This is a genomic window from Peribacillus sp. B65 (assembly GCF_058513295.1).
Map to the genome: position 1 here is coordinate 2,177,446 of NZ_CP195840.1, position 15,743 is coordinate 2,193,188.

Annotated in this window: 13 protein-coding genes; 5 read left to right on the forward strand and 8 right to left on the reverse strand. The window is 39.7% G+C overall.

Annotation, left to right across the window (positions count from 1 at the left end; genetic code table 11):
• Positions 1–299: 299 nt before the first annotated feature.
• The 8 genes from ACSR9O_RS10700 to dnaA form a co-directional block, all read right to left on the reverse strand.
• Positions 300–1,211: an HD-GYP domain-containing protein gene (locus ACSR9O_RS10700; RefSeq protein WP_491724371.1), complete on the reverse strand. Its 912-nt coding sequence runs from the start codon at positions 1,209–1,211 to the stop codon at positions 300–302.
• Between the two features lie 544 nt (positions 1,212–1,755).
• A complete protein-coding gene (gene gyrA / locus ACSR9O_RS10705; protein ID WP_491724372.1) occupies positions 1,756–4,308 on the reverse strand; it encodes a DNA gyrase subunit A in 2,553 nt (850 codons plus the stop codon).
• Between the two features lie 97 nt (positions 4,309–4,405).
• Positions 4,406–6,331, reverse strand: a complete 1,926-nt coding sequence (gene gyrB / locus ACSR9O_RS10710) for a DNA topoisomerase (ATP-hydrolyzing) subunit B (RefSeq protein WP_491725461.1) — start codon at positions 6,329–6,331, stop codon at positions 4,406–4,408.
• Between the two features lie 74 nt (positions 6,332–6,405).
• Positions 6,406–6,669 carry an extracellular matrix regulator RemB gene (gene remB, locus ACSR9O_RS10715; protein ID WP_101223983.1) on the reverse strand — a complete coding sequence of 88 codons (264 nt, stop codon included), beginning with the start codon at positions 6,667–6,669 and terminating at the stop codon, positions 6,406–6,408.
• A 12-nt stretch (positions 6,670–6,681) separates the two neighbouring features.
• The gene (recF, locus tag ACSR9O_RS10720) at positions 6,682–7,800 is read right to left on the reverse strand and encodes a DNA replication/repair protein RecF (protein WP_048687943.1); all 1,119 of its coding nucleotides are present in this window, start codon (positions 7,798–7,800) and stop codon (positions 6,682–6,684) included.
• A gap of 21 nt (positions 7,801–7,821) precedes the next feature.
• Positions 7,822–8,034: a S4 domain-containing protein YaaA gene (yaaA, locus tag ACSR9O_RS10725; protein ID WP_034316192.1), complete on the reverse strand. Its 213-nt coding sequence runs from the start codon at positions 8,032–8,034 to the stop codon at positions 7,822–7,824.
• Between the two features lie 220 nt (positions 8,035–8,254).
• Positions 8,255–9,391, reverse strand: a complete 1,137-nt coding sequence (gene dnaN, locus ACSR9O_RS10730) for a DNA polymerase III subunit beta (protein WP_101223982.1) — start codon at positions 9,389–9,391, stop codon at positions 8,255–8,257.
• A gap of 192 nt (positions 9,392–9,583) precedes the next feature.
• Positions 9,584–10,933: a chromosomal replication initiator protein DnaA gene (gene dnaA / locus ACSR9O_RS10735; RefSeq protein WP_057914144.1), complete on the reverse strand. Its 1,350-nt coding sequence runs from the start codon at positions 10,931–10,933 to the stop codon at positions 9,584–9,586.
• Positions 10,934–11,865: 932 nt separating this feature from the next.
• Here dnaA and rpmH point away from each other — a divergent pair.
• From rpmH to mnmE, 5 genes are all read left to right on the forward strand, one after another.
• Positions 11,866–12,000: a 50S ribosomal protein L34 gene (rpmH, locus tag ACSR9O_RS10740; RefSeq protein ID WP_034316183.1), complete on the forward strand. Its 135-nt coding sequence runs from the start codon at positions 11,866–11,868 to the stop codon at positions 11,998–12,000.
• 80 nt (positions 12,001–12,080) lie between these two features.
• Positions 12,081–12,437 (forward strand): ribonuclease P protein component, encoded by a 357-nt coding sequence (gene rnpA / locus ACSR9O_RS10745; protein WP_101223981.1) that lies wholly within the window; start codon positions 12,081–12,083, stop codon positions 12,435–12,437.
• Positions 12,438–12,612: 175 nt separating this feature from the next.
• A complete protein-coding gene (spoIIIJ, locus tag ACSR9O_RS10750; RefSeq protein ID WP_048687953.1) occupies positions 12,613–13,401 on the forward strand; it encodes a YidC family membrane integrase SpoIIIJ in 789 nt (262 codons plus the stop codon).
• Positions 13,398–14,018, forward strand: coding sequence for an RNA-binding cell elongation regulator Jag/EloR (gene jag, locus ACSR9O_RS10755; RefSeq protein WP_101223980.1), 621 nt, complete (start codon positions 13,398–13,400; stop codon positions 14,016–14,018). The genes spoIIIJ and jag overlap by 4 nt, the downstream gene beginning before the upstream one ends.
• 332 nt (positions 14,019–14,350) lie before the next feature.
• Positions 14,351–15,736 carry a tRNA uridine-5-carboxymethylaminomethyl(34) synthesis GTPase MnmE gene (gene mnmE, locus ACSR9O_RS10760; RefSeq protein ID WP_101223979.1) on the forward strand — a complete coding sequence of 462 codons (1,386 nt, stop codon included), beginning with the start codon at positions 14,351–14,353 and terminating at the stop codon, positions 15,734–15,736.
• The last annotated feature ends 7 nt before the right edge of the window (positions 15,737–15,743 follow it).

Sequence of the window (15,743 nt, forward strand, 5' to 3'; positions counted from 1 at the left end):
GATAGTGTGTGCTCACTTAAAATTTAACGTTGGCGCTTTGTTTTGTTCAGTTTTCAAAGAGCAATTTATCGTCGTTCGTTTGGAAACGACTTTAATAATATATCAACTATATTATTTTTTGTCAACAACTTTTTTTCTTTCGCTGTCGACTTAGTTATTATATCTAGTATCAGGAATAAAAGCAATAGTTATTTTAAAATAAATAATATACATGAATTCATAGATTTCAAATCCTATGACTGTACACCTAATCACGAAGAAAAAACATACATTTTAAGAGTAAACTTTTTCTTTGAACTTTATAGTATTTCTTCTATATATAATTCGCGATTAATCCCTAAATTGATAATTTGTCCACTATCCATCACCTTTATGACCGGTCTTGTTTGCGAGACGGCATCAATGAAAATGATTTCAGCAATGAATCCATTGTTCAGTTTGACCATGCTTCCCATGGAAAAATTAGCGTAGCTTGATAACAAGGTTTTAACTACCCCAATATCGAATTTACCAAAGTCATCATGTAAGATCATCTCCAATACCTTAAACGGTGATTGTTTCTTTCTATATGTCCTTTCGGAAGTCATGGCGTGAAATACATCTGCAACAGCAATGATTTTTGAGAATAGATTCATGGGCTTTGTTTTCAATCTTTTGGGATAACCCGTTCCATCTAACCTTCCATGATGCTCTAGAACGGCTAACTTCACACTATCCTTTATGCTTGAACTATCTTTAATCATCTTATAGCTGAAAATAGGATGAGCATGTATCTCCTCATAATCATCCGCTGTCAGGCTTTCCGTTTTATTTAATAACCTTGGTGACAGCTTTGCCATCCCGCAATCTGCCAGACATCCGCCAATTGCCGCTTGGTAGACATCAGCCCTATTGCATTTCATTTTATATGCAATATATCCTCCTATCAATCCAATGGAAATGGCATGATGATATACATATTCTTCTTTAGTGCAATAGTGGTGCAGCATCAAAATGTTTCCTGGTTCCTCTAAAGCCTTATCCATAAGGGGAATCATGATTAAACGAATCATGGCCACCTCGACTTTACTGCCCGCCTGCCAATTTTTAAATAATCGTTTATATGTTTCTACTGACTTAAGATACAAATCCGTAAAATCCAATGACTCTTCGATTTCATCCAATTCTGGATCCATTACTTCTTTCGGCAGAAATTTCTTTCCATCAATCAAAGTTTTTTCAACGCTTACCTCTGTTATTAAAAAGGCTTGCAAAGCCCAATCAATCGCTTGGTCAATATTGTTTTTTCATACATAATGGGGTGGTTCGAAAGACCTCTAATTTCTTTCGAGAGGATGCAGCCTTCAATTAAATAGCGAGTTTTCACTAGCAAAACGTTTCACCTCGGTAGTAATAATGAGTATCATTTTACTTGAAAAACATGGTAAAAACTATCTTTATTATGATTAAACACCTAAAAAAATTCAATTTATTAGCAAGTTTATGCAAAACTAACGAGTCTTTTTACCCACATTATCATTTTGAAATCCGCTAATGCGCAAAAAAAAGACCCAGAAAAATTGCTGGGTCTACAGTTTTTTTACGGTCTATACAATTTGAGCATTGATTTCCTCTACAGGTACTCGCTTTCCCGCAGGAGTCCCGCTCCAATCAACTTTGTTTTAACTTTTGATAGAACCCTTTGACTTAAAATTCAAAGGGAATTTCAAAAGGGGTTCAGAATTAAAATTCCGAACCCCTTTTTTTATGAAAAGATTATTCTTCCGTATCTTTTTCAGTTTCTTCATTTTCTTCAATTACGGTAGGTTCAGGATCAGAATCCGGATCTAGATTTGTTACCGCCTCTATATCCATGTCTTTTTCTTCTTCTTCTTCCCTTCCTACGATGGCCACCGTAGAAACATATTCATTATCTGCGGATTCGAGTCGGATGAGCTTAACACCCTGTGTATTACGGCCCGTTTTAGAAATGCCTTCGACTTCCATTCGGATCAATACACCAGCTGCTGTAATCAGCATTAAATCTTCCTCTACACCCGTAACTGTTTTCACGGCTATAAGTTCACCATTTTTCTCAGTGACATTACATGTTTTTATTCCTTTTCCTCCACGGCTTTGAATACGGTATTCTTCCGCAGAGGTCCGTTTTCCATAGCCGTTTTTCGTAACGATCAGGACTTCTTCATCATCTTCAAGAATTTCCATTCCGACAACTTCATCATTCGTCCCTAAGGAAATCCCTTTCACTCCCGCCGCAGTACGTCCCATTGTCCGTACATCCGTCTCAGGGAAACGGATCATCATCCCGGCTTTCGTTCCAATTATGATCTGTTTCTCTCCATTCGTAAGACGGACAGAAATCAATTCATCATCTTCACGTAAGCCTAGGGCAATTAAACCATTATTACGGATATTTGCAAAAGACGATAAAGGTGTACGCTTCGATATCCCATGTCTGGTCGTGAAGAATAAATACCAATCGTCCGCAAATTCCTTCACCGGTATGATTGCATTGACCCACTCACCTTTATCGACTTCCAACAGGTTGATAAGCGGCAATCCTTTTGCCGTCCTTCCATATTCAGGTATTTCATAACCTTTGGAACGATAGACCTTACCTTTGTTGGTGAAGAATAATAGAGTGTCATGAGTCGAAGTGGTTAACAAGTGACCGACAAAGTCATCTGTATTCGTGCCCATACCCTGTATTCCGCGCCCCCCGCGTTTTTGACTGCGGTATGTGGTTGCAGGCAAGCGTTTAATATAACCGTTATGCGTAAGTGTCACGATTATATTTTCCTCTGGGATTAAATCTTCATCTTCCAGGCTTTCAAACCCGGCTAATGTGATTTCAGTTCTCCGTTTATCATCAAAACGTTCTTTAATTTCAAGAAGTTCTTCACGGATAATTTCAAGAACCTTTTCCTCATCAGCAAGAATCGCTTTATATTCTGCAATTATAGCCATTAATGCCTGGTATTCATCTTCAATTTTTTCACGTTCCAGACCTGTCAAGCGCTGTAAACGCATATCCAGGATAGCTTGCGCCTGTTTTTCGGAAAGTGAGAATTGTGTCATTAAGCCTTCACGGGCAATGTCTGTCGTTTGGGAACTGCGGATCAACGAAATGACTGCGTCCAAATTATCAAGTGCAATGCGCAAACCTTCTAAAATATGGGCGCGGGCTTCCGCTTTCCGTAATTCAAACTCAGTCCTGCGCCGTATGACTACCTGCTGATGCTCCAAGTAGTAGCGTAGGCATTGTTTTAAATTCAGCACTTTAGGCTGACCGTCCACCAAAGCAAGCAAATTGATTCCGAAGGTGGTCTGCATCGCAGTATGCTTATACAGGTTGTTTAAAAGGACATTCGCATTAACATCCTTTCGAAGCTCCATGACGATACGCATGCCATTGCGATCCGATTCATCGCGTAAGTCGGTAATGCCTTCGATTTTCTTATCTCGGGCAAGTTCTGCAATTTTTTCAATCAATCTTGCTTTATTCACTTGATAAGGGATTTCCTTAACAAGGATTACCTGCTTACCATTCGGTTTCTCTTCAATCTCGACTTTCGCCCGTTGAATGATTGATCCTTTTCCGGTTTCATAGGCCTTTCTGATTCCGCTTCGTCCTAAAATCAAACCGGCTGTCGGAAAGTCCGGCCCAGGGATATATTCCATCAACTCTGGAATTGTAATTTCAGGATTCTTGCTTAAAGCCAATACGCCGTCAATTACCTCACCTAATTGATGGGGCGGAATATTGGTTGCCATTCCTACCGCTATTCCTGATGAACCATTCACCAACAAGTTCGGGAAACGGGCAGGCATGACGGCTGGTTCTCTTTCTGAACCATCGTAGTTATCCTGGAAATTGACCGTATCTTTATTTAAATCGCGGAGTAACTCCATCGAGATTTTCGACATTCTCGCTTCGGTGTACCTCATTGCGGCAGCTTGGTCACCATCGACCGAACCGAAATTCCCATGTCCATCTACAAGCATATAGCGATAGTTAAAAGGCTGCGCCATCCGTACCATCGTTTCATATACTGCCGAATCACCATGCGGGTGATATTTACCGATGACTTCCCCGACAATACGGGCTGATTTCTTAAATGGTTTATCCGAAGTCATTCCAAGATCGTTCATTGCATAAAGAATTCTTCGGTGTACCGGTTTCAAACCGTCCCTTACATCAGGCAAAGCCCGCGACACGATAACGCTCATCGCATAATCCAAAAACGATGTCCGCATCTCGGTACTTATATTTATTTCTTTAACACCTGATCTTTCATTTTCTGACATGGAGCCAACCTCCTATTAAAAGCTTATACTCTCATTTAAATTTAACTGTTCGTGCACTATGTAAAGAACAGGATGTAAAAAGCATCCTGTCAAAAAATCAGATATCAAGATTTTTTACATAAATTGCATTTTCTTCAATGAAGTTACGTCGCGGCTCGACCTTGTCGCCCATCAGCATCTCGAAAGTTTCATCTGCCTCGGCGGCATCTTTCAAACTGACTTGAAGCAGCGTTCTCGTTTCTGGGTTCATGGTCGTTTCCCACAATTGCTCCGGATTCATTTCCCCCAGCCCTTTATAACGCTGCAGGTTAGGCTTTGGAGTACTTGGCAAACTTGCCATGATTTCTTCAAGCTCGCGGTCATTATAAGCATAATCCACTTTTTTCCCTTGCTGAATCTTGAAAAGTGGCGGCTGAGCAATATATATATATCCATACTCGATGATTTTTCGCATATACCGGTAGAAGAATGTCAACATCAGTGTTCTGATATGGGCACCATCCACATCCGCATCGGTCATGATAACAATTTTATGGTATCTGGCTTTTTCAGTATTGAATTCATCACCAATGCCTGTTCCAAGTGCTGTGATGATCGTACCTATTTCTTCATTATGCAGGATTCTGTCCAATCGCGCTTTTTCAACATTCAGGATTTTACCCCTTAGCGGCAAGATAGCTTGGAAATGGCGGTCCCGCCCTTGTTTTGCCGATCCTCCCGCAGAGTTTCCTTCAACGATGTATAATTCGCTGATACTCGGGTCCTTAGAAGAACAATCTGCCAATTTACCTGGTAGATTGGATACTTCCAAAGCACTTTTCCTCCGGGTCAATTCACGTGCTTTCTTCGCAGCCATTCGGGCTCTCGCTGCCATTTGCCCTTTATCTACTATTTTTCGGGCCACGGCAGGATTTTCGTATAAGAAGGCATCAAGTCGTTCCGAAAGAATGGAATCAGTAACCGTTCTTACCTCAGAGTTTCCGAGTTTGGTTTTCGTCTGACCTTCAAATTGCGGATCAGGATGCTTAATCGAAATGATTGCCGTTAAACCTTCCCGGACATCTTCACCTGAGAAATTGGCATCCGCTTCTTTTAAAAGACCATTTTTCCGTGCATAATCATTGATGACACGGGTCAAAGCAGTCTTGAATCCCGATTCATGTGTACCGCCTTCATAGGTATGAATATTATTGGCAAAAGAAAAGACATTGCTGATATAGCTGTCATTATATTGCAAAGCCAATTCAACGGAAATTCCATCTTTCTCGCCTTCCATGAAAATCGGTTCCTCATGCAATACCTCTTTAGAACGGTTCAAATGCTCAACATAAGATTTGATACCGCCCTCATAGTGGAACTCCCTGATTTTTTCTTCTTCTTCACGTTTATCTTCAATGATCAGCTTCAACCCTTTATTCAGGAATGCAAGCTCACGGATTCGTGTGGCTAATGTATCAAAGTCATATTCCAAGGTATCCATGAAGATTTCACCATCAGGAATGAAGTGTACAGTCGTTCCTGTATGATCGGTTTCCCCGATGATTTTCAAATCTTCCTTTGGGATACCGCGGTTAAATTGCTGATAATGGATTTTACCTTCACGATGAACGTAAACTTCCAATACCGTGGATAAGGCATTAACTACTGATGCCCCCACACCATGCAGACCGCCGGAGACCTTATAACCTCCGCCGCCAAATTTACCGCCCGCATGAAGGACCGTCATGATTACTTCTACAGCTGGGCGTCCCATTTTTTCATGGATCCCCACTGGAATTCCCCGACCATTATCGACTACGGTTATGCTATTGTCTTCTTCGATCGTCACTTTGATTTCCGTACAGAAACCAGCCAGTGCCTCATCAATACTATTATCGACAATTTCCCAAACAAGATGGTGAAGTCCTTTTGCAGAGGTAGTGCCGATATACATCCCCGGACGTTTACGAACTGCTTCTAAGCCTTCTAAAACCTGTATCTGATTCTCATCGTATGCCTGAGCTTGTACTTCTTTTTGTTCCATTGTCATACGTATCACCTACACTTTTCTTTTGGCATTTATCAATTTTCAGGAGTAATTATACGTTTAGCTACAATTCAAAGAATATCTATATCATCGATTAAGAGCGATGGCTGCAGTGAACGCTTTTTCAAAGTGGACGACGCAAGCGGTGAATAATATACCTGTTTGTCCGTCACTACAATCGATTTAACCGAGTTTTTTGCTAAATGGTAAGTTACATCAGACTTTTTCTCCAAAAATTCACTCATGATTGGAGAGGCCTGAAGCAGCTTCTTATCTAAAATGGCTATGACATCGTCCGTTTTCACAAGAATGTCTTCACCAATATGGAGATACATACATTCACCTCATCATTTAACCTTTTTTATACTTCCTTGACTAACATAAAAGGTGGACGCTTCTCTTAGGGTTTGATGATCGATTCCATCAACGGAGGGTGTCGTCACGAATGTTTGCACTTTCCCTTGTATTGTATTCAGTAAATGGGATTGGCGGAAATCGTCAAGTTCCGATAACACATCATCCAATAATAAAATGGGATACTCGCCGATTTCTTCATGGATCAGCTCAATTTCGGCAAGTTTCAAAGACAGGGCTGTCGTTCGCTGTTGTCCTTGTGAACCGTATGTCTGGACATCCCGGTCATTCACAAAAAAAACCAGGTCGTCACGATGAGGACCTACCAGTGTTACACCCCGTTCAATTTCCCTTGTTTTTATTTTATCAAATTTTTCTGTGTATACTTCTATCATTTTCGTCAAATCCATAGATTCTGATACATCAAGCGACGGTTTATATTGGATTTTCAATACTTCTAGATTTCTGGAGATCCCCGAATGAATCGGCTCTGCCCATTGCTGGAGCTTTAAAAGAAACTCGTATCTTCTTTCGACAATTTTCGCTGCATACTGAATAAATTGATCGGTCAGCACGTCAAGCATCGTCGTATCCGTTTGTTTTCGGGTCTGCAGAAGCTTTAAGTAATGATTTCTTTGTTGAAGTATTTTATGATATTGGCTCATATCATGAAGGTATACGGGAGAAACCTGGCCAATTTCCATATCTATAAAACGGCGTCTGACTAGAGGACTTCCCTTTACAAGGTTTAGATCCTCAGGCGCAAACATGACCACATTCATATTTCCGACATATTGACTTAACTTTCTTTGTTCAATATGGTTGCACTTCGCCTTTTTCCCTTTTTTTGAAATGGTCAGCTCAAGTGGTATTGAGGTATTTCTCTTTCTAACTCTTCCCTCTATTTTAGCATACTCTTCATCCCAGCGAATAAGTTCTTTATCATTTGAGGTGCGATGAGATTTTGCCATTGCTAAAACAAAAATAGATTCCATGACATTTGTTTTTCCTTGAGCATTTTCGCCGAGGATTACATTGACTTTATTCTCAAAAGTCAGATTCAATTCGGTATAGTTGCGGTAATTTTTCAAACTTATATTTTCAATATACATATTCCGCTCTTCCCTTATGTTTTAGCTTGTAATTGTGTAGGTGCCAAATCCAGGAATCTCTATTTTATCACCTGATCTTAATTTTCTGCCTCTTCTCACGTCTAATTCGCCATTAATGTAAACCTCGTATTCACTTAAGAACCATTTCGCCATTCCGCCGCTTTGGATTAAATCGGCCAATTTCAGGAATTGTCCAAGCGTAATATATTCAGTATTGATTTTTATGGAGTCCATTTCATGCCTCACTCATTTCTAAGTAGTCTTTAATATTTCATTTTACTAAATTAATCCCATTAAGACAAAGTATAGCTTTTTCAGTTCTTATTTTTAGCGATTCACCGTTCCGTACAGCATTAAAAAAAAGCCAAGAACCCTTTGGAAACCTATGTTTAAATATAAAAAAATTAAAGACCTGCTATACAAGCCTTTAATTTTTTTGAAATATTATTTTAGCTTAATAAGTTCTTACTGGGAGAATTAATTGCAGCATGGAATCATCATGTAGCGGACGAATGACAAACGGACGCATTGCCCCTGTGAAATTAATTTTTATATCGGAACCTTCCAATGCCTTTAGAGCATCCATTACAAATTTGGCACTGAATGAGATTTTCAGGTCTTCACCTTCAATGGCTTCTGCCTGAACCTCTTCAATTACTTTACCAATTTCAGGAGTATTGGAAGAGACTTCGATGATACGACCTTCCAGGGTTGTCAATTTGACGACATTATTTCTTCCTTCTCTCGCCAATAAAGAAGCCCTGTCGATCGCTTGCAGGAAATCCTTGGTGTGAACAGTCACATCGGTTTTGCTATCTGATGGAATCAAGCGTGATGTATCAGGGTAATTCCCTTCAAGAAGTCTTGAGAAGAATAATAAATTTTCAGCTTTGAAAAGTACTTGGTTTTCGGTAATGACGATTTCAATGAGTTCGTTTGTATCATCAAGGATCTTACTTAACTCATTCAAACTTTTACCTGGGATGACAACGCTATAGGTCCCGTTAATTTTATTTTCTATTTTGGCTGTCCTCATTGCAAGCCTATGACTATCTGTTGCAATACAGGTCAATTCGTCATCTTGAACCTTCAAGTTTACACCTGTTAAGATGGGGCGTGTTTCTGACGTGGACACTGCAAAGCCAGTTTGTCTGATAAGGGTCTTTAAAAGGTCAGTTGGAAGTTTGAAAATATTTTCTTCTTCAATGATCGGAAGATGTGGATATTCCTCAGGATCCAGTCCATTTAGATTAAACTCAGCTTTTCCAGAGCGAATAATCGTTTGGAAGTTGTTCTCCACTTCAATTTCTACAGTATCCATCGGCAGCTTTTTGACAATTTCACTGAAAAAACGGGCATTCAGGACAATACCGCCGCTGCTTTTAACTTCAACGATTTCATCTCCGTCAACCTCAGCAGGAATGAATGATTGGATGGAGATATCAGAATCACTTCCTGTTAGAGTGACACCCTCACTAGTAACGCTTATTTTTATCCCCGTTAGAATCGGAATCGTCGTCCTTGATGTGACTGCTTTCATTACTTCTTGGACACTATGAACTAATCGATCTCTTTGGATTATAAATCTCATGTTTCATCCTCCAATTTTTTATTGCCGAATAGGCATATTTATTAATAATTTTTATTAAAAAAGATAGTAGTAATAGTAGTAGGGCCTGTTGATATGTGGATAAGTCCAGTCAACCTAAGGAAAAACAGTCTATCCACATGTGGACAGACTGTGTGTAAGTAGTCGTCAGTTATTCACATTATCCAGAATCCATTATACCCTCAGCTGGTCCTGGATTTCTTTAACCTGACGTTGAAGCTGGGTGTCCGTTTGCATGAGTTTGGAGATTTTTTCATGCGCATGGATAACGGTCGTATGATCGCGACCTCCAAATTCATCACCTATCTTGGGCAGGGATGAGTCCGTCAACTCCCTGGAAAGATACATGGCGATCTGTCTCGGAAAGGCCACGGATTTAGTCCGTTTTTTCGCCTTGAAATCCTCAAGTTTGACACTATAATGTTCACCGACCGTTTTCTGGATTTCCAAGATGGTGATTATTTTAGGTTTTGAGCTAGGGATGATATCTTTTAATGCTTCAGCTGCCAAATCGGCATTTATATCCTTATTAATCAATGAAGAATAAGCGACGACACGAATAAGTGCACCCTCAAGCTCACGAATATTGGAATCGATTTGATTGGCGATATAGAGCATGACTTCGTTCGGGATATCAAGACCCTCAGCTTTTGCCTTTTTACGCAATATGGCAATCCGCGTTTCTAGATCAGGTGGCGTGATATCCGTGATCAAGCCCCACTCAAACCTTGAACGGAGGCGATCCTCTAGAGTAGGTATCTCTTTTGGCGGGCGGTCACTCGAGATGACGATTTGTTTGCTTTCTTCATGCAACGCATTGAATGTATGGAAAAACTCTTCTTGAGTTTGTTCTTTTCCCGCAAGGAATTGAATATCATCAATTAATAAAACATCCACGCTTCGATATCTATCACGGAATTCCCCAGCTTTATTGTCCCGGATCGAGTTGATGAATTCATTCGTGAACTTTTCAGACGATAAATAAACGACCTTCGCATTCGGATTATGCTCTAGAACATAATGCCCGATTGCATGCATTAAATGAGTTTTTCCAAGGCCGACGCCCCCGTAAATGAATAAGGGATTATAGGCTTTGGCCGGAGCTTCTGCGACAGCGAGAGACGCGGCATGGGCAAAACGATTGCCGGAGCCGATGACAAATGTATCGAATGTATTTTTCGCATTAAGCATATGCTGTGGAAATGCAGCATGCTCTTTATCCTGCTTTTTTATCTTTTTAGGCTGAACAGGAACGGTAAAATCATCATCTTCTTGATTGGGGGGAATGATGAATTTTGCTTCCAATTCCTCACCGGTAAGTTCAAACAATACATCGGAAATAAGATGGGAATAGCGTTCTTCAAGCCAATCCCTGGCAAATTCATTGGGAGCGGTGACTGTTAAAGTATCACCTTGCAGTAAATAGGCCTTGGTTGATTTAAGCCAAGTCTCAAAGCTTGGTTTACTGATTTTTTTTTCGATTTTTCCGAGCGCCTGGTTCCAGAGGCTATCGATGTTATCCAAACTTATCCCTCCTTTGCAAAATATTTTTAATAATTGTATCTAAATGTATAGGCACAAATAAACTCATCGATTGCCGTCTTTATATTAATTTTGACAGCAAAGGTTCGGTGAGCTGTATTAAGGGATTTTTGTGTTGTGTAATGAAGTGCCTAAAAACTATATCTTGCGCTGTACAACCTTTGTACAGACTACATCTGGTGAACCAGTGTAGATTTGAATGTTTATTCATCAACAGGTATTTTAAGAAATATATAATAAAGAAGAAAAAAGGGTTTTCGACAATATCCACCATCTGTGGACAGATTAATATACACAGGTCGGATAAACTATCCACAAGTTATTCACAGTCTGTGGATAAACCTTACCTGTTGATAAAGTTATTCAGAGTGAAAACACAAATATAATATCAGAAATTCAGGCGTCTTGCAATGGGTTAGAAAACTTTATCCACAACTTACCGAGCTTGTGGGAAAAACTTTTCCACAGGCCATTGTTATGTGCAAAAGTCTATGAAATGGGATGTGGATAGAAAAAAACATGTCGAAATTTATCCACAGACCGTGATTATCGGCTGAACTAATTTGTTTTGAATGAAGTTGTTCAAGCCGAAAGTACTGCATGGGACAGATCGAAAGATGATTCACGTCCATTCTTATTATTTGTCGAATGTTGTTTCGATCAAGGAAGGATTCATTGCGAATCTCATATTTGTGCTCATGGATAAAATGATGGAAATTTGCCTTTCCCCAAAAATTTCTATATCAGTTCGGAGCAAAATCATTTACAATAGGCTAGGTAGTAAAAAAAGGCCAACTGGACATTGAGCATTAAAAAAGAAATATTTTTATGGATGAGGTTGACAAGTAGAAACCTCCATCTATATAATTGTAAAGACTGTCTTTAACTGTTATTCCTCAGGGAGGTGTCATATAATGAAAAGAACTTATCAACCGAATAACCGCAAACATAGTAAAGTTCACGGTTTCCGTGCACGTATGAGCACGAAAAACGGACGTAGAGTAATCGCTGCACGTCGCCGTAAGGGCAGAAAAGTATTATCTGCATAGACCACTGAAAAGTCTCAGTGGTCTTTTTTCGCAAAATAAGGGATTTACTGAGACTCAATTCATGTAATGAAGGTGTAAAAATGAAAAAAAAGTTAAGGATTAAGAAAGAGGACGAATTTCAGCTTGTGTTTAAAAAAGGTGAATCTTCTGCTAATCGGCAATTCGTTGTCTATGTCCTTGAAAAGCCAGGTCAGGATTATTTTCGGATCGGCCTTTCAGTCAGTAAAAAAATCGGGAACGCCGTTGTTAGGAACCAAATCAAAAGATACATACGGCAAGCGTTTTTGGAATTGAAAGAAGATATAGAAGAGGGTAAGGATTATATTGTGATTGCTCGAAAACCAGCGGCGGAGATGGACTTTAGCCAGGTGAAAAGCAGCTTGATCCATGTCCTTAAACGTTCTAAATCACTAAACTTTAAAATGAAAAAACAATAAAGTCCCCTTAATATCGAATAAGCACTCCTCGGATCATGTGGTTACTTGAGAAAGATGACATAGAAAATCCCGATTGTAACTGTGGAAAAAGTGGATTACTTTTCCTTGAAATCTTCTATCAAACAGTTCACAATTGTTTCAAAAAAGATTGATTGAAGTTAGGAGGAAATTACGGTTGAAAAAACGAATATTACTCATTATTGGACTAGCCTCGATAATGATGTTGTTAGCAGGGTGTACGGAAATTAAAGAACCTATTACTGCGGATAGTGAAGGTTTTTGGAATTCATACATTGTCTATCCATTATCAGCCCTGATCATCTGGCTTTCTGAAGCATTTGGCGAGAACTATGGTTTGGGAATCATCGGTGTTACACTAATCATTCGCTTAGCGTTACTTCCATTAATGATTAAACAGGTGAAAAGCTCGAAAGCCATGCAGGCCATTCAGCCTGAAATGAAAGAACTTCAAGCAAAATACAGCTCAAAAGATGCTGCCACACAACAAAAACTACAGCAAGAAACAATGGCTCTATTTTCAAAATATAATGTGAATCCATTGGCGGGATGTTTGCCGATATTGGTGCAAATGCCGATTTTGATCGGATTTTACCATGCAATCAGCCGTACGGAAGAAATTGCTTTACATAGTTTTCTTTGGTTTGATTTAGGTTCCCCGGATCCTTATTATATTTTACCGGTCGTTGCAGGTATCACGACTTTCATCCAGCAAAAGATGTCCATGGTAGGAATGAACTCCAATCCACAAATGGCGGCACAAATGACGATGATGCTTTACATCATGCCAATCATGATTGTTGTATTTGCTATTAATTTCCCCGCTGCTCTTTCTCTTTACTGGGTAGTTGGTAACATTTTTGGTATCGTTCAAACATATTTCATCAAAGGTCCGGATCTTAGAAAAGCAGCTGCGGAAAACGCGGGAGGGGCAAAGAAAAAGTGAAAAAAGTGACTGCTACAGGACAATCTGTCGAAGAAGCAGTAAATTTAGCTTTAGCTCAATTGAACAGCACTAAGGATCGCGTGGAGATTGAAATAGAAGATGAAGGCAAAAAAGGATTTTTTGGTTTATTTGGTGCAAGGAAGGCAATCGTCCATGTGACGTTGCCTCCGGATCCCATTGAAGAGACACTTGGATTTTTGAAGAATGTCAGCGTGGAAATGGGAGTCAATGCACAAATTGATGTCACCCGTAAAGGTAAGAATGTAACATTCCATTTATCAGGTGATAAAATTGCCTTATTGATTGGAAAAAGGGGTCAAACACTAAATTCACTTCAGTATTTAGCACAGCTGGTAGCAAATCGATATTCGAAGCAGTTTTTGAATATTACTGTAGATGCAGAAGATTATCGAAATCGCCGCAATGACACCTTAATCCAATTGGCCGAAAGAATGGCAAATAAAGCCTTGAAAACAGGTAAAGCTGTTTCACTTGAGCCGATGCCATCCTACGAACGAAAGGTCATCCATAATGCTCTCTTGGATTATCCAAAAATAAAAACGACTTCGAGTGGGACGGAACCATATCGCCACTTAGTCATTACTCCACTTAAATGAACCTTCTGCTTTTAAGCAGGGGTTCTTTTTTTTAGGCCTGCTATCAATGTGTGTCGAATATTTTTTTACAAAGTATCAATTCAACAATAAGTGACATATTTCTCTATATATTCTTGATCCGTAAAGGGATGCGGACGATATTTGTTATTCACATGTGGATAAGTTAAAATGAATGTTACAGAATATGGATTAATGGCATGTGGATAACTCTCGAGAGGAAGGAGTATCTACTTTTTTTCATCTATATACTATGGTATTGTAGTAATTTAGGGATTCGACGATTTTGTTATCAGAATAAAAAATAGAAACATCAATATATAAGAGGTGAAAGCATGGAATTCGATACAATCACCGCTATCTCTACTCCCTTAGGGGAAGGGGCAATCGCCATCGTTAGGATCAGCGGTGATGAGGCCATAGAAATAGCCGACAGGATCTTTAAAGGGCCAGGTGGAAAAGGATTGCTTGATGTGAAATCACACACGATTCATTATGGCCATCTTATCCAGCCTAAAACAGGTGAAATCATAGAGGAAGTCATGGTTTCGGTCATGATGGGTCCAAAGACATTTACAAGGGAAGATGTAGTTGAAATAAATTGTCACGGTGGAATCGTTTCGGTCAATCGGGTATTGCAGCTCATTCTCTCACAAGGTGCTCGTTTAGCGGAACCTGGTGAATTCACGAAACGTGCTTTTTTGAATGGCAGGATCGATCTTTCGCAAGCTGAGGCCGTTATGGATTTAATCCGCGCTAAAACGGATAAAGCGATGAATGTTGCATTAGGTCAAATGGAAGGCCGGCTTTCGAAATTAATCCAAAACCTGCGACAAGAAATTTTACAGACCCTCGCACAAGTCGAGGTTAATATAGATTATCCGGAATATGATGATGTCGAAGAAATGACGCATCGTTTATTTTTGGAAAAGGGCAGTTATGTGAAGAATGAAATAGAGAAGCTGCTTCACACGGCCCAACAGGGCAAGATACTTAGGGATGGGCTTGCGACCGTTATCATAGGGCGCCCTAATGTCGGAAAATCTTCTTTGCTTAACAGCTTAGTTCATGAAAATAAAGCGATTGTCACTGATATTCCAGGTACAACACGTGACGTAATTGAAGAGTATGTCAATGTTCGCGGTGTACCGCTTAAACTTGTCGATACAGCAGGAATTCGCGAAACGGAAGATATTGTTGAACGAATTGGAGTTGAACGGTCTCGTGCAGTATTAAAAGAGGCTGATTTAATATTGCTTGTATTGAACTATTCGGATGATTTCACTGCCGAAGATGAGAAACTGTTTCAAGCGGTTGAGGGTATGGATGTTATCGTTATCATCAATAAAACCGACCTTCCACAAAAAATCGATATGGCAAAGGTTAAGGAAAAGGCGGCATCCCATAAAGTTGTTTCCACCTCATTACTGGAGGATCGAGGAGTCGATGAATTGGAAGAAGCCATCGCTTCTTTATTTTTTGAAGGTTCTTTAGAAACGGGAGACCTGACGTATGTTTCCAATGCCAGGCATATAGCTTTGCTTGGACAGGCATTACAGTCTATCGAAGATGCAATCGATGCTATTGAAATGGGTACGCCTGTTGATTTGGTTCAAATCGATTTCACGAAAGCTTGGGAGTTACTTGGAGAAATCATTGGCGAAAGCGTTCAGGATAATTTGATCAACCAATTGTTCTCTCAATTTTGTTTAGGAAAATAAGCGTAAA

Excerpts from the sequence above, each read along its gene's own strand:
- gyrA (WP_491724372.1), bottom strand. The coding sequence starts at position 4,308 with ATGTCAGAAAATGAAAGATCAGGTGTTAAAGAAATAAATATAAGTACC.
- gyrB (WP_491725461.1), bottom strand. The coding sequence starts at position 6,331 with ATGGAACAAAAAGAAGTACAAGCTCAGGCATACGATGAGAATCAGATA.
- remB (WP_101223983.1), bottom strand. The coding sequence starts at position 6,669 with ATGTATCTCCATATTGGTGAAGACATTCTTGTGAAAACGGACGATGTC.
- recF (WP_048687943.1), bottom strand. The coding sequence starts at position 7,800 with ATGTATATTGAAAATATAAGTTTGAAAAATTACCGCAACTATACCGAA.
- yaaA (WP_034316192.1), bottom strand. The coding sequence starts at position 8,034 with ATGGACTCCATAAAAATCAATACTGAATATATTACGCTTGGACAATTC.
- dnaN (WP_101223982.1), bottom strand. The coding sequence starts at position 9,391 with ATGAGATTTATAATCCAAAGAGATCGATTAGTTCATAGTGTCCAAGAA.
- rpmH (WP_034316183.1), top strand. The coding sequence starts at position 11,866 with ATGAAAAGAACTTATCAACCGAATAACCGCAAACATAGTAAAGTTCAC.
- rnpA (WP_101223981.1), top strand. The coding sequence starts at position 12,081 with ATGAAAAAAAAGTTAAGGATTAAGAAAGAGGACGAATTTCAGCTTGTG.
- mnmE (WP_101223979.1), top strand. The coding sequence starts at position 14,351 with ATGGAATTCGATACAATCACCGCTATCTCTACTCCCTTAGGGGAAGGG.